The organism is Paenibacillus amylolyticus (genome assembly GCF_003719335.1).
In the GTDB taxonomy this organism is placed as follows: Bacteria; Bacillota; Bacilli; order Paenibacillales; family Paenibacillaceae; genus Paenibacillus; species Paenibacillus amylolyticus_D.
Genome location: NZ_RIAS01000002.1, coordinates 1 through 14,205 on the forward strand (window position 1 = coordinate 1; position 14,205 = coordinate 14,205).

Genomic DNA, 14,205 nt, shown 5'->3' on the forward strand with positions numbered 1-14,205 from the left:
CCCCTCAAGATGAGATTTCCCAGTATGTAAGACCCCTTGAAGACGACGAGGTAGATAGGCTGGGGGTGGAAGTGCAGCAATGCATGGAGCTGACCAGTACTAATCGGTCGAGGGCTTATCCAATAGCAAGTTTTAATCGCGTGAATTTCGTTTCGAATCTAGTTTTCAGAGAACAACACTCTGAATGAAGTGAAAATCGGTACATCACAGAATGTGTGTATGGTTTTCAGTTCCAAATGAATGGAAGAAGCTATGCTTCGACCAATCGCGTTTGGTGGCGATGGCGGAGGGGTTCCACACGTACCCATCCCGAACACGACCGTTAAGCCCTCTAGCGCCGATGGTACTTGGACCGCAGGGTCCTGGGAGAGTAGGACGCCGCCAAGCAAAGCAAAGACACACTTGATGGAAATCAGGTGTGTTTTTTTGTGTGGACGATTAAGCTTAAGCTAAGTGATAGAAGCAGTTCGAGTTATGACACGAAATAAGGCTGACGAAACATCCTTATTTTGACTTGTTTTATACATAAAATACTGTCTTTCCATTGTGCCAAGCTGTGATACAATAGGTGAGGTCTATATAGAAACGGAACACGCATAATTACGAGGAGGAACCGGAACACCATGAAATCAGCCCCGTTTATAGCTGTTGAAGGCCCAATTGGAGCGGGGAAAACAACGTTAGCTACGATGCTTTCCCAAGAATTGAATCTTCCATTGGTTAAAGAAATTGTCGAGGAGAACCCATTTTTGGCCTCCTTTTATCAAGATATCGACGAGTGGAGCTTCCAACTCGAAATGTTTTTTCTGTGCAACCGATTTAAGCAACTAGAAGATACCGGTGCCCAATTTATTAAACAGAACAGCCCGGTCATTTCGGATTATCATATCTATAAAAATTTGATTTTTGCTGAACGTACCTTGAAAGGAACGAAGCGGGATAAATATCGCCAAATTTATCATCTTTTAACGGATGACCTTCCGAAACCCAATCTGGTGCTTTACATTGAAGCTGAGCTGGATACATTGATGTACCGAATTAATAAACGCGGGCGTTCCTTTGAGCAAGATATGGCCCCTGCTTATATGGAGCAGTTGATTGCCGACTACAAAACAGGAATGGAGTATTTGGCCAATGGCATGAATCCTCCAGTTATTCTCAAGATTGATGCGGAGCAGCTTGACTTTGTGGAACATCCTGAGCACTTCAGACAGATTGTTAATCAAGTAAAGGAGCTTATCATATGAATAACTATGGCATTCCAGCGAATGCATTAATTACAGTAGCAGGAACGGTAGGGGTAGGGAAATCCACACTAACGGCAGCACTTGCAGATCGTTTGAATTTCAAAACGTCGCTTGAGCAGGTTGATCATAATCCGTATTTGGAAAAGTTTTACCATGACTTTGAGCGCTGGAGTTTTCATCTGCAAATTTATTTCCTCGCTGAACGCTTTAAAGAACAGAAAAAGATTTTTGAATTGGGCGGTGGTTTTGTACAGGACCGCTCCATCTATGAGGATACGGGCATCTTTGCACAGATGCATGCCGATCAGGGCACGATGTCTGCTACCGACTTTGAGACTTATAGCAGCTTGTTTGAAGCGATGGTGATGACGCCTTATTTTCCGCACCCGGATGTTCTAATTTATCTGGAAGGCAGTTTGCCATCGATTCTGAACCGGATTACCGAACGCGGACGTGAAATGGAGATTCAGACAGATCGCTCGTATTGGGAGCACATGCATGAGCGCTATTCCGTGTGGATTAACCGGTTTACAGCTTGCCCAGTACTGCGCTTGAACATTGATGAATATGATGTGCATGATTCGGCTTCAGTCGATGCTATTCTGGAGCAGATTGCGGCTGTTATTAAGCCTTCCAAAGAAGCACAGGTATAATTTAAGTATTTATCCTCTGTAGGACAAGGTTAGGAAAAATAGACATCTCTTTTACAGTGATTCAGGCTGTGGAAGGGGTGTCTTTTCGTTTTTTACATAAGGTGATTCAAATATAGGATTTTAGATGATCAAGCTATATTGGAATATGTATGTATATAGGTATTAAAATACAGAAAATTGTTGAAATTTGAAGCTTTTTGTGGTTTTATAGGAAAGGTGAATTATGGAAATATAGTATAAGCATGACTCAGGAGGGAAAGACATCGTGGAAGAAAAGCAAGGAGTAAAGATTGGAATGCCGATCATCGGTGGTTTGATTGCTGCCATACTGGGAGGTGTGGTATGGGCTGCGATTGCAGCTATGACGGAGTATGAGGTTGGTCTTATTGCGATACTGGTTGGCGTGCTTTGCGGGTACGCTGTCGTGTTGTTTTCAAACAAAAAAATCGCAACGGTGCACAAGATTATTGCTGTAGTTTTTGCGTTGGTGGGTATCTTGCTCGGTAAATACTTGACGGTGGTATATTTTACATCTGAATTGTTTACCGATGTGAGCTTGCTGACTTTGGTGTTTGACGGAGAAATGATTGGTGCGTTTACAGAAACGATCCAAGAATATTTTAGCGAGCCTACAGACTGGTTGTTCATCGTTTTGGCGATTGTATCAGCTTGGCAAATTCCAGGCCGTATGGCGAAAACAAGCATGGCATCCGAAGCATCGACTTCGGATCAAGCACCAAGAGCGTAAGCAAGGTGCGAAGTTCTCGGAGTGGACATAGATATAAGTATGGTTCACATTGCGGCCGGGATCGGTAGAGACGATCAAAAAGGACGTAACTCCTCAGGGGTTACGTCCTTTTTGATGCTATTGGTTTTGATCGGCAAAAACAGCCATGGCATTACACATGAATTGTGCTAGCCCCTCCCCAAACTGATCAATATTCCGCGTGAAACGCTCGTCATCTACATACATTTGGCCAAGAACTTTGAAGGCTTCTGGAGAATAGCTCCCCAATTGATTCAGAACCATGTACCACTGTTTAATCTCGGCCTGTGCTTCGGCAGATTCGGGTGCTGTGTGGCTGATGGCTGACAATCGTCTGAAAATATCATTCATCTGATCAGACAGTTCTTTTTGTTTGTCAGCAGGCGGGTCCTTTAATTTCTGGTGTGCCTCATTGACGGCATGGTCACCCCAGCGTTGACGGGCTTCGTGTTCGTACGGATTGTGACTAAAATCAAAGCCCTGAAATTGTTCTCTAGGGGTCATTTCAATCTCTCCTCTCAGATGTAGTACGGTTTTATCGATAGTGGCAATCATTTGATCCAGACGCTGTCGTTTTTCCAGCAAAATGAGTTTGTGCATATGCAATGCTTCCTCCGCATCAAAGGCGGGGTCATCTAAAATGTTTTTGATTTCTTTCAGCGAGAAGCCGAGTTCTTTGAAAAATAAAATCTGCTGAAGTCGTTCCAGATTGGCATCCGAATACATTCGATATCCGGCAGGAGTGATCTCATCTGGAACAAGCAGCCCGATCTCGTCATAGTGATGCAGTGTGCGCACACTGATCGAAGCAAGTTCGGAGACTTCTTTCACTTTCATGGCCATGGGTGAAACCTCCTTACACCATGAATTGTACAATGTCACGTTACGTGAGAGTCAATAAGTTAATTTTGTGATGGAGGTGACGTTTATATTCGAGGAGAAAGAGTATGTGAAGTCATGTTGGAATGGGAATGTGACGATGGAGTGAGCAGAGTGATGATATACATTTGGGCGAGACTGATGTGAGGGGGCGTGGGAAGGATGCAGAGAGCGTGCAGGAATGGAGAACGCACGAAATGAATAGCGGTAGAGATGAAGAAGGATGTGACACCAAGTGGTTGCATCCTTCTTCATGAGTGGGGCTTGGGAGCATAGCACGGCTATGCCTGCTCCGTGCGGGTGATCGCAGCGAGCTGTGCAGTCGCTGCGTGCACATCGGCCGCGCCCGCGATGGCGGAGATGACGGCTATGCCGTCGGCTTCTGCCGCCATCACGGCGGCCGCGGTATCGGGCGTAATGCCGCCGATACCGACCACCGGAACTGCGATGCCTGCGGCGCGCAGTTCCGCAACCCCGGCGGGGCCCAGCACAGCGTGGGCATCCGCTTTGGAGCGCGTCGGGTACATGGGCCCGACGCCAAGATAGTCTGCGCCCGCCTGCACGGCATGGCGGGCTTCAAGGGCGGAGTGGGCGGATACGCCAAGCATCCGCCCTTCGCCGATGCGGGCGCGTACCAGCGCCGCGTCCGCATCCTCCTGGCCGACGTGCACACCGTCGGCCTCTACCGCAACAGCCAGCTCGACATCATCGTTCACGATGAACGGTATCCTGTGCTGGCTGCACACCTCACGAAGCCGCAGCGCAAGCGCTAAGCGGGCTTCGCCTGTCAGGGCACCAGTTCCCTTCTCGCGGAACTGGAACAGCGTGATGCCGCCAGTGATCGCCTGGCGGAGCACCTCCACCGGGTCACGCGTCGTATTGACGCTGCCCATCACCAAATACAACTGCAGCGCGCGGCGCACCGCTTCCGCATCCCATCTACGCATCAGCGTTCACCCCGCTGTCTGCGTTGGTACGCAAAGTGATTCGTCGGCCCGTGGCCAGTCCCGAATCCCAGCTCATCTTCAATGGCTGCCTGAATGAATGCTCGCGCGGTCGTAACGGCAGCCAGAATAGGGGAACCCTTTGCCAGTTCCGCCGTAATGGCAGCAGAGAACGTGCAGCCGGTTCCGTGTGTATGACGTGTCATTACACGAAGGTTCTCCAAATAATGAAAGGAATGCCCGTCATACAGGACATCGATAACCATACCGCTTCCCGGATCATGTCCTCCTTTAATCAAGGCATACGTTGAACCCATCTGTACCAATTGCTTTGCGGCTTCCTCACGCTCACTCAGGTTCCGAATCGACCTCCCAATAAGCAGTTCGGCTTCAGGGATGTTAGGTGTGATAAGCAAGGCAAGGGGGAGCAAATCCTGGGTGAGTGCTTGCACAGCCTCCTGCTGGAGCAGAGGTGCACCGCCCTTGGCAACCATCACGGGATCAATCACCAGATTAGACCAGCTGTGCTGCTGACATTTTGCCGCAACAAGACGAATAATCTCGGCACTATATAACATACCTGTCTTGACGGCACGCGGCTGAAAGTCGGCTCCCGTTGAATCAAGTTGCTGGACAATGCCATCGTAATCAATCGGAAAGACGCCTTGAACCCCTGTTGTGTTCTGCGCGGCGATTGCAGTAATAACCGTCATCCCGTATACACCAAGTTCTTGAAAGGTTTTGAGGTCTGCCTGAATTCCTGCACCGCCCCCGTTATCGGACCCGGCAATCGTTAACGCTTGAGCAATATTCATCACATACCTCCACGAGTCTGACGAATTTGTGCATGCTCGGAGAACAGCGAAGGTGTCATCTGCGCCAGTTGATTTAACAATTCAATCTGGAAGCTGCCCGGCCCCTGATGAGCCGTTCGTGCTGCAGCCTGTTCAGCGGCTACACCGTAGGTTGTAACAGCCTCGACCACACTGTTCAGCATATCGTTTCCCGGCTTGGCGATTGCAACAAAAGCACCAATCACCGAGCTTAGCAGACAGCCTGCACCGGTAACTTGGGTAAGTAATGCATGTCCGTTGCTTGTTAGGAAAGTATGATATCCGTCTGTAATAATATCGTACTGGCCTGTAATGACGACAATACAGTCAAGCTGCTGCGCTGCCCGCTCGGCAATGCCAATCCGGTCCCCCTCGCCAACCCCGGCATCCACACCTTTGATATTCCATGGTACACCAATGACATGGGCGACTTCGGCGACATTACCTCTTAATACCGTAAGACGAAGCTCACGAACCAGCATTTGTACCGTATCCGTACGATATGCTGTGGCTCCTGCACCAACAGGATCAAGGACAACAGGCACATGATGTGCATTAGCCGATTGTCCGGCTAAACGTATCGCTTGAACGACCTTTTCATCCAATGTGCCGATGTTCAGAACCACCGCTCCGGCCATGCGAGCGACGTCAGCGACTTCTTCATGGGCATAGGCCATAAACGGAGAGGCTCCAAGGGCAAGCAGACCATTTGCCGTAAAAGGAGCAACCACAAGGTTGGTAATATTATGAACCAAAGGATTGAGTGAACGTACACGTTCAAGATAAGACATCGTCATTTCCTCCTTGTTTCGAATTTTATTTTGATTGGCTAGTTTCTCGGTCATCAAGCAACCAGCACATAAGTAACCACATCGCCAAAATACAAAAAAAGCCCCGCCCATTTCCGGAGAAATGAGCAGAGCTATACGTTTTAACTGAAGTTGATCCCCATCAAGGATAGAGATCCCCCACTGCCACTAAAAGCCGCTCCACTTCCCTCCGCTGGTATAACCCAGATCAGGTTCAAAGGGTCCGAATCGTCGTATTCGTCTCAGCCGCAAGGCTCCCCCAGTGCAAATGTACAAGATATGCAGTTATGTACTCAGCATATATCCATCTTGACTTAATGTAAATAGGGCGGGGACTTAAGTCTTGAAATGGGGATAAAAAAATACACTGGACTTTGTTACTGATCCGCTGTTCTGATTTACCTTAGCTCGTTAAACCGATATAATGAGGATTGGCTCATATGGCCGTACTACGAATGAGGGCAGGACCGATGTTCCTCCCGGCAGAATGGGGACCCTGAGTTGAAAACGTTCAAGAAAGTATATATTGAAATTACGAGCATCTGTAATCTGGCATGCAGCTTTTGTCCACAAACGAAGCGAGCCAAAGGATTCATCGACCCTGAAGTCTTTAATAATATATTGGATCAGATCAAACCACACACAAAACATATTTACCTGCACGTCAAAGGGGAACCGTTGCTTCATCCCAAAATTGACCTGCTGCTGGATATGGCTCATGCCAAGGGATTTAAAGTAAACATTACGACCAACGGTACGCTACTGCCGAAGACACAGCATAAATTATTGGGTAAACCTGCACTGAGACAGATGAATTTCTCGTTACACAGCTTTGACGGTCATGAAGGTTCTACCGATCGTGACGGATACTTGCATAACATCTTGTCTTTTGTTCGTGAAGCCGTGAAACACAACGTCATTGTCTCGTTCCGACTATGGAATCTGACGCAGGATAACTTCACCAATGCTCAGATGAATCGAAATCGGGAGACGCTTGAGGTGCTGGAACAGGAATTCAATCTGGATTTTCGCATTGAAGAAAAGGTTGTTCCGGGCAGCGGCGTAAAAATTGCACCCAACGTATACCTGAATCAGGATCATGAATTCCAGTGGCCAAGTCTCGATGCACCTGAAGATGATGGAAAAGGGTTTTGCCATGCACTTCGCAGTCAGGCAGCTGTGCTGGTCGATGGAACCGTGGTTCCATGCTGTCTCGATGGAGAAGGTGTCATCAACCTTGGAAACATCCATGAAAAGAATTTTTCCGATATTGTGGATGGAGAGCGTGCGAACAATCTGGTATACGGTTTTTCCAAACGGGAAGCTGTAGAAGAACTTTGCCGCAAATGCGGATACCGCCAGCGTTTTGGAGCAGGAGCCTAAAATCATACGACAGATAACTCAAGTGTGTTATTCGGTAATATTCCGAGTAGCACATTTTTTTATTATTAGGAAAGAATAGGCGCCATTCGATTCATGATTTCAACTATTATGTAAAATGATAGTCTATTAATCTTGTTTTTATAAATTTACATGGTATTATTATCCTATTGTTCATAAAGGGGGAATAGTACTAAAGTTACATTTTTTGTGTTAATAACGGACGTTTAAGAGGAGTGTGTCGAGTTTTGAATTCAAAATGGAAAAAGTTTAATCGAAAATTGTCAGTAGTACTCTCTACATCTTTGATTGCCTCTATGTTTTCTATGCAATTGCTAGCCTCGGCGGAAGTGACCTCATCATCTGTAACGTCATTTAAGGATGTTGAACAATCGTATGCCAAAACAGAAATTACGAAGTTAATTGAAAAAGGCATTTTATCTGGATTTGCGGATGGAACATTTAAACCCTCAGATTCAGTAACACGTGCTCAATTGGCAAAGATTATGGTGGGTGCGCTTCAATTAAAGCCTGACTCTACTGTAGCTAGTTCCTTTAAAGATGTGGAGCAATCCAAATGGTACGCTGGCTATGTATCTGCACTCGTTCAATCTGGTGTTGCCCAAGGAACCTCGAAGGATACGTTTTCTCCAGATAAAAAAGTTACGAGAGAGGAACTGGCTGTATTCTTCGTAAGAGCATTCGGCTGGGAAACAAAGAATGCACCAACTCAAACAACGAAACCACAGCTCGCTGATATGGATAAAGTATCAGATTGGGCGAAGGATTCTGTGTCACTCGCATATCAATCCGGATTTATTAAAGGTATTGTTCAGAAAGACGGAACAACAACGTTTAATCCAACGGGTGTAGCGGATCGACAAGCATTGGCAAGACTTGCTTATGAGTTTGTCATGAATAAGTCTACATATGAACAATTTATGATTCCTGCGAAGACAGAAGAAGGTACGGACAATTCCAACCCCACAAAACCAGAAACAACGAAGCCTTCTGAAAACAGCAATAAAGGTAACAGTAGCAACAATAGCTCTACCGGGGATAATGGAAACAATAACAACACAGGTGGAAATAATGGAGGAGGTCAACAAACTTCCAGCAAAAACCTCACTTCTCCAGGCACATACACTCTGGGTAACGTAACTGGTAATGTCACGATTGGTTCTCAAGGTGTAATTCTGAAAGACACTAAGATCAATGGTAACCTTCAAGTTCTCGAGTCTGTAGCTAATGGTGATGTTACACTTGATCACGTTACGGTTACAGGAACAACTAGCATTAAAGGTGGAGGACCTAACAGTATCCATGCACTGAACTCTGTTCTTGCGACTGTAATTGTAGATAAGGCAGATGGAAGTGTTCGTTTGGTTCTGGAAGGTGCGAGTGATGTACAACAGATTGAGATCAAGTCTGGAGCCATCGTAAAGAATGATTCCACAGGCGATGTTGGTCCAATTGAATTAACAGACTCTATTCCACATAATGCTGCGGTAGTGTTGAACGGAACGTTTGACTCTATAATGGTTCATGCAGAGCAGATTTCAGTAGAGTTTGGAGACAACTCTAGCATCGGGAATCTCGAGGTGTTCCAACAAGCACTGAATACGGTTTTCAAAATCAATCAAGGTGCAACCGTAAATCGCGCGATACTGGACGCTATTGTACAATTCTCTGGAGCAGGTGCGTTAACTTCTGCACAAGTCAATGTAGAGGGAAGTGACTTTAGCGGGCTTCAACAGCATCCAAGAATTGAAGCAGACCCTACAGTGACTAGTTTGGTATACTTACCTGAAATTATTGATCTTTCAGCTGTAAATGCAACGAAACAAATTGTACTTACAGGTGTAACAGGCTCAGCGAACAAAGATGTGACATCTCTTGCAAGCTGGGAAGTGGAAAATAACGGCATTGTCACTGTAAATAACTCTGGTAAAATTCAAGCTGTAGCTAACGGTACAACCGTTGTGAAGGCTAAATATGGAGAGTATCAAATCCAAGTTCCAGTGACTGTTGCAGTATATAATGAATTGACACACCCAAGACTTGAAGGGGTTCAGGTTACAAATGGAAGTGCTAAACTGACATTTACCAATGGATTGGATGTATCTGAACTGACTGCTGAAGACTTTGTGGTACATGCATACTATAACGGTCAAGAGCGGGAACTAAGTAATTTACAGTATCACAATGGGGAATTTACATTTAGCCCTATCGATAGCTACGGTTCCACATTGTACATTACCGTTGATTCCAATACGGACAAGACTCAGTTTGCAGGAAGCCAAAGTGCTTCTGTAAAACTTACCGGATTCGGTGGACGTATTAAAGATGTCGCTGGAGCACCAGTAGCCAATTTGCAGATTTCTTTCAGAAAAGGTCTGGATAACAAAACGGGTGAGATTGTTGGTACGGTAACGACAGACACTTACGGTAAATATTACATCAATATGCAGCCAGGCATCTATACAGGTGAGCTTGGAGGCGGAGATACAAAGTACATTAGAACATATCTTATTGGTGTATCGGCAGTAAATGTAAATAACCAAAATGAAAATCAAACAGCTATTGAAATTCCGGCAGCTAATGAAACACGTTTTGTATTAACTTGGGGTAAAGATCCAGCAGACCTGGATTCACATCTTATCGGCCCAGCAGGTGATGGAGGAGTGTTCCATACCTACTACGCGGATAAACGTTATTATTATGATGACGAACTTATGGTAGATCTGGATCTGGATGATACTACATCTTATGGACCAGAGACAACCACGATTCGCCAATTGCTTCCGGGAACGTATACCTTCTACGTACATCATTATTCAGGCACGAGTACAATCAAGATGTCTGGTGCTAAAATTGATGTATTCCACGGAGCTGTTCCAACGCCAAGTGCAACCTACACGGTTGAAGAAGGAAGCGGAAATGAATTGTACTGGAACGTTCTGAAAATGATTGTTGCTGAAGACGGTACAGTGACTTATGAAACTGTGAATCAATTTACGAATGTTAATCCGCTCCATACGCTAACACCAGAATCTTCTTCCCAAGAAACAAACGAAGCAGGGGAATAAGATAATCTTTGGTTAGACGAAGTATATTTAGAGAACTCCCTGTTATTTTAAAAACAGGGGGTTCTTTTTTAGGTTAAAGATGATATCCAGACAATAAAGACGGCATATTCGAAGTTGATATCAGTGTATATCAATGTAAAAACAGAATATATAAGTGAGAACAATGTAGAGAGAATGCTAGAAAATGTAAATCTGATCTCAAGATTATTCCTGTAATATTCCTTTTTTTGTAGGATTAGTACAGGTTCCGGGATGAGAGGTTCTTTGCTTCTACGGTTCTGTGGGACAAGTCTGTGACTTGTAAACTAATCCATTCATATTAAGGGAGGATGTTAATGATGAAAAAAATGTTAACGCTATTGTTGTCCGCCGGTCTGGTCGCTTCCATATTTGGTGTTATGCCTGCAGCGGCTGCGCCAACGGTTGTAAACTCAACGATTGTTGTACCTAAGGGCACGACGTATGATGGACAGGGGAAAACCTTTGTGGCGAATCCTTCTACCTTGGGTGACGGTTCTCAAGCGGAGAATCAGAAGCCGGTCTTCCGGTTGGAAGCAGGCGCTACACTGAAAAATGTCATCATTGGTGCTCCAGCGGCAGACGGTGTGCATTGTTATGGTAACTGTAATATCTCTAATGTGGTATGGCAGGATGTGGGCGAGGATGCGTTGACACTGAAATCATCTGGAACGGTTAATATTACTGGTGGTGCAGCATATAAAGCGTACGATAAGGTATTCCAGATCAATGCAGCAGGCACAATTAACATTAAAAACTTCCGTGCCGATGATATCGGCAAGCTGGTGCGGCAAAATGGAGGCACAACATTCACGGTCAACATGACTCTTGATAATTCCAATATTTCGAATGTAAAAGATGCCATTATGCGTACAGACAGTAGCAGTTCACAAGGGCGAATTACGAATACACGTTATTCCAAAGTGCCAACACTATTCAAAGGATTTGCTTCGGGTAAAACGAGCCAGTCCGGTAATACGCAGTATTAAACTACACTGAACGAAATGCTCCAAACCATGTGGAGTGGATGCATTAACGGGGGTGTAGCTGTCGTAGAATAGTCGCTAAAGTCACGAATCTAATCATTTATGGATTTAACTATTCATCGTTTTAATACGTACGTTGCTTATTCAATTAAGCCATGTGCATCATACAGGGCGAAGCAGAGGAAATACTGCTTCGCCCTGTTTCTTTATGTTGAACGTAAAGTGACAATCTTATAGTTATTCTGATTTGCATATGGGCAATAGGAAGCATCTTGTGATAACATGTGCACTAACTGTACCAATCGCATGGTTAAGAGGGGATACATATGTCAATTCGCATCAAAATGCTACTTTCGTTTACAGGCATGCTTGTCATCAGTCTCATGTTTATTTTGCTTACAGCGAGTCTGTATACCATTGCGGCAACGGGGGATTTGCAAAGTTTTCGGGATATATACAAAGTTCATTATCAGATTAATCCTCTCACGGAGCAGGGAGAGGCGATCTTTCAAGAGATGAAGTTTACGGCGAAAAGTAATCCGGACGAGCTGCAGGACAAGGTGTTGCTCCGTGAGTTTGATATGAAGCTTCGAGCCGAGAAATCCGGGCTCTACGTAAGACGTGAGAACAGTCCGATCTTTGAATCGCGGACATTCCACCAACCCGGACTAGGACAGGCACTTCCTGCCTATGATCTGAACAACAATCAGATTCGAAGCACATTTAATATCGGTGAGCGCTTCTACGCGTACGCCAAGTTTGATTTTCAATATTCCGATGGAGAACGAGGCAGCATCTTTGTTATTCGGGAGAGAAGTCCCTTTGCAGAACTGACGCGCAAGCTGTTACCTGTGATGTCCCTTCTGTTGATTGGTGTCCTGATCATCGCTAACCTGCTTCTATTCCGCTGGATTACACGCAGTTTCATTCAACCGTTGCATCAGCTCCGAAGTTCGGCTGAACAGATCAAAAACGGTAATTTGTCTTTCAAGCTTGAACCGGCCTCCAATGACGAAGTTGGACAGCTTAGTGAGGCATTTGAGAGTATGCGGAATCAGCTGCAGCGATCCAATGAGTTGAGACAGCAAGATGAGATTAACCGCAGAGAGCTGATCTCCAACATTTCGCATGATCTTCGCACACCGATTACTAACATTAAGGGATATATTGAGGGGATTCGGGATGGGGTAGCGAACACACCGGAGAAGATGGACACTTACGTGAACATCATTCACTCCAAAGCGGTTAGTATGGATAAACTGGTGGATGAATTGTTCTTGTACTCCAAACTGGACTTGAACCAGGAACCCTTTGTGTTCAATCCGATAGATCTGGTTGATTTTATAGAGGATAGCATTGAGGAATTGCGATATGATCTGGAGGATAAGGACGTATCATTGGATTGGCATAACCGAACCTCAGGCTCCGTGGTGTCCGCTGTGGATCTCGATAAATTGCAACGCACAGTGGTTAACATCGTAGAGAATGCACTGAAATATATGAATGATGACGACAAACGACTCCGCATTATACTTGAAGCTGATCAGGAGTGGAACACCATGACATTCCAGGATAATGGGAAAGGGATATCGAAGGAAGATCTGCCTCATATATTTGAGCGTTTCTACCGAGCCGAGCAGTCACGCAACTCGTCTACGGGCGGAAGCGGTCTTGGGCTGGCCATTGCCCACCAGATTGTAGCTGGACATGGTGGTTTAATCTGGGCAGAAAGCAAGCTGGGCGAAGGCACCAGCATCCATATTCAATTGAAACGGCTCATAGATGAAAGGGGGGAGAAGCCATGACCGATATTCTAATCATTGAGGATGAAACGACTATTGCCGAACTGGAGCGGGACTATTTTGAACTCCACGGATTTACGGTCGAGCTGTGCCATAACGGGGATGAAGGTTTGCGCCGTGCTTTGGACGAGAACTATCGACTTGTCATCATAGATCTGATGCTTCCAGGTATGGACGGTTTCGAATTATGCAGACTCATTCGAGAGGAGAAGGAAGTGCCGATCCTCGTTGTTTCCGCGAAAAAAGAGGAGATTGATAAAATCCGCACGTTTAATCTCGGTGTCGATGATTTCATTACGAAGCCGTTCAGCCCAAGCGAACTGGTCGCAAGAGCCAAGGCTCACTTGACCCGGTATGAGAGATTGCTTGGCAAGAGCAGACCTGCCGAACAGGATGAGATCCATATTCGCGGACTTCACATCGACAAAGGATCACGCCGTGTATTTTTGAACGGAGAAGAGGTGGCTATCACCACCAAAGAGTTTGACCTGCTTGTATTTTTGGCGAGTCATCCGAACCGCGTGTTCAGCAAATCCGATCTGTTCGAACGAATCTGGGGCATGGAATCGAATGGCGATATTGCAACGGTGACGGTGCATGTTCGTAAGCTGCGTGGGAAACTGGAGAGTAATCCGAAACATCCGGAATATATCGAGACGGTCTGGGGTGCGGGTTATCGTTTCACCGTATAAGTTTAGAGAAAGATTCGACGCAGTTTATATTTTGTTAATATATTTGTCCTTTGGAGTTTCTTTTTATCCCCTACGCTATAGATAGATGCAACAACTACCTACAGAGG

At 45.6% G+C, this 14,205-nt stretch carries 12 protein-coding genes, 2 rRNA genes and 1 riboswitch; of the genes, 10 read left to right on the forward strand and 4 right to left on the reverse strand.

Going from position 1 to position 14,205, the window contains the following annotated elements:
* From EC604_RS03855 to EC604_RS03875, 5 genes are all read left to right on the forward strand, one after another.
* Window positions 1–123 (forward strand): 23S ribosomal RNA (locus EC604_RS03855); the annotation flags it as partial.
* 147 nt (window positions 124–270) lie between these two features.
* A 5S ribosomal RNA gene (gene rrf / locus EC604_RS03860) occupies window positions 271–387 on the forward strand.
* Between the two features lie 236 nt (window positions 388–623).
* Window positions 624–1,247, forward strand: coding sequence for a deoxynucleoside kinase (locus tag EC604_RS03865; protein ID WP_123062891.1), 624 nt, complete (start codon window positions 624–626; stop codon window positions 1,245–1,247).
* Window positions 1,244–1,900, forward strand: a complete 657-nt coding sequence (locus EC604_RS03870; RefSeq protein WP_123062892.1) for a deoxynucleoside kinase — start codon at window positions 1,244–1,246, stop codon at window positions 1,898–1,900. The genes EC604_RS03865 and EC604_RS03870 overlap by 4 nt, the downstream gene beginning before the upstream one ends.
* Window positions 1,901–2,165: 265 nt before the next feature.
* Window positions 2,166–2,648, forward strand: coding sequence for a hypothetical protein (locus EC604_RS03875; protein WP_123062893.1), 483 nt, complete (start codon window positions 2,166–2,168; stop codon window positions 2,646–2,648).
* A gap of 117 nt (window positions 2,649–2,765) precedes the next feature.
* Here EC604_RS03875 and EC604_RS03880 read toward each other — a convergent pair whose 3' ends face one another.
* The 4 genes from EC604_RS03880 to thiM all read right to left on the reverse strand — a co-directional run bounded on the left by EC604_RS03880 (window position 2,766) and on the right by thiM (window position 6,113).
* The gene (locus tag EC604_RS03880; protein ID WP_123062894.1) at window positions 2,766–3,509 is read right to left on the reverse strand and encodes a MerR family transcriptional regulator; all 744 of its coding nucleotides are present in this window, start codon (window positions 3,507–3,509) and stop codon (window positions 2,766–2,768) included.
* A 317-nt stretch (window positions 3,510–3,826) separates the two neighbouring features.
* The gene (thiE, locus tag EC604_RS03885) at window positions 3,827–4,492 is read right to left on the reverse strand and encodes a thiamine phosphate synthase (RefSeq protein WP_123062895.1); all 666 of its coding nucleotides are present in this window, start codon (window positions 4,490–4,492) and stop codon (window positions 3,827–3,829) included.
* Window positions 4,492–5,304 carry a bifunctional hydroxymethylpyrimidine kinase/phosphomethylpyrimidine kinase gene (gene thiD, locus EC604_RS03890; RefSeq protein WP_123062896.1) on the reverse strand — a complete coding sequence of 271 codons (813 nt, stop codon included), beginning with the start codon at window positions 5,302–5,304 and terminating at the stop codon, window positions 4,492–4,494. The genes thiE and thiD overlap by 1 nt, the downstream gene beginning before the upstream one ends.
* Window positions 5,304–6,113: a hydroxyethylthiazole kinase gene (gene thiM / locus EC604_RS03895; RefSeq protein WP_123062897.1), complete on the reverse strand. Its 810-nt coding sequence runs from the start codon at window positions 6,111–6,113 to the stop codon at window positions 5,304–5,306. Before thiM ends, thiD begins: the two co-directional genes overlap by 1 nt.
* Before the next feature lie 186 nt (window positions 6,114–6,299).
* Window positions 6,300–6,402: riboswitch (TPP riboswitch) on the reverse strand.
* Between the two features lie 230 nt (window positions 6,403–6,632).
* Between thiM and EC604_RS03900 the strand changes: the two genes are divergently transcribed.
* The 5 genes from EC604_RS03900 (at window position 6,633) to EC604_RS03920 (ending at window position 14,098) form a co-directional block, all read left to right on the forward strand.
* A complete protein-coding gene (locus tag EC604_RS03900; protein WP_123062898.1) occupies window positions 6,633–7,514 on the forward strand; it encodes a radical SAM/SPASM domain-containing protein in 882 nt (293 codons plus the stop codon).
* A 245-nt stretch (window positions 7,515–7,759) separates the two neighbouring features.
* A complete protein-coding gene (locus EC604_RS03905; RefSeq protein ID WP_123062899.1) occupies window positions 7,760–10,600 on the forward strand; it encodes an S-layer homology domain-containing protein in 2,841 nt (946 codons plus the stop codon).
* 338 nt (window positions 10,601–10,938) lie between these two features.
* Entirely contained in the window at window positions 10,939–11,607 is a 669-nt protein-coding gene (locus EC604_RS03910) for a pectate lyase (protein WP_192895056.1), read from the forward strand.
* A gap of 323 nt (window positions 11,608–11,930) precedes the next feature.
* Complete coding sequence (locus EC604_RS03915) at window positions 11,931–13,409, forward strand: sensor histidine kinase (protein WP_123062901.1); 1,479 nt, start codon at window positions 11,931–11,933, stop codon at window positions 13,407–13,409.
* A complete protein-coding gene (locus EC604_RS03920) occupies window positions 13,406–14,098 on the forward strand; it encodes a response regulator transcription factor (protein WP_123062902.1) in 693 nt (230 codons plus the stop codon). The genes EC604_RS03915 and EC604_RS03920 overlap by 4 nt, the downstream gene beginning before the upstream one ends.
* Window positions 14,099–14,205 lie beyond the last annotated feature (107 nt).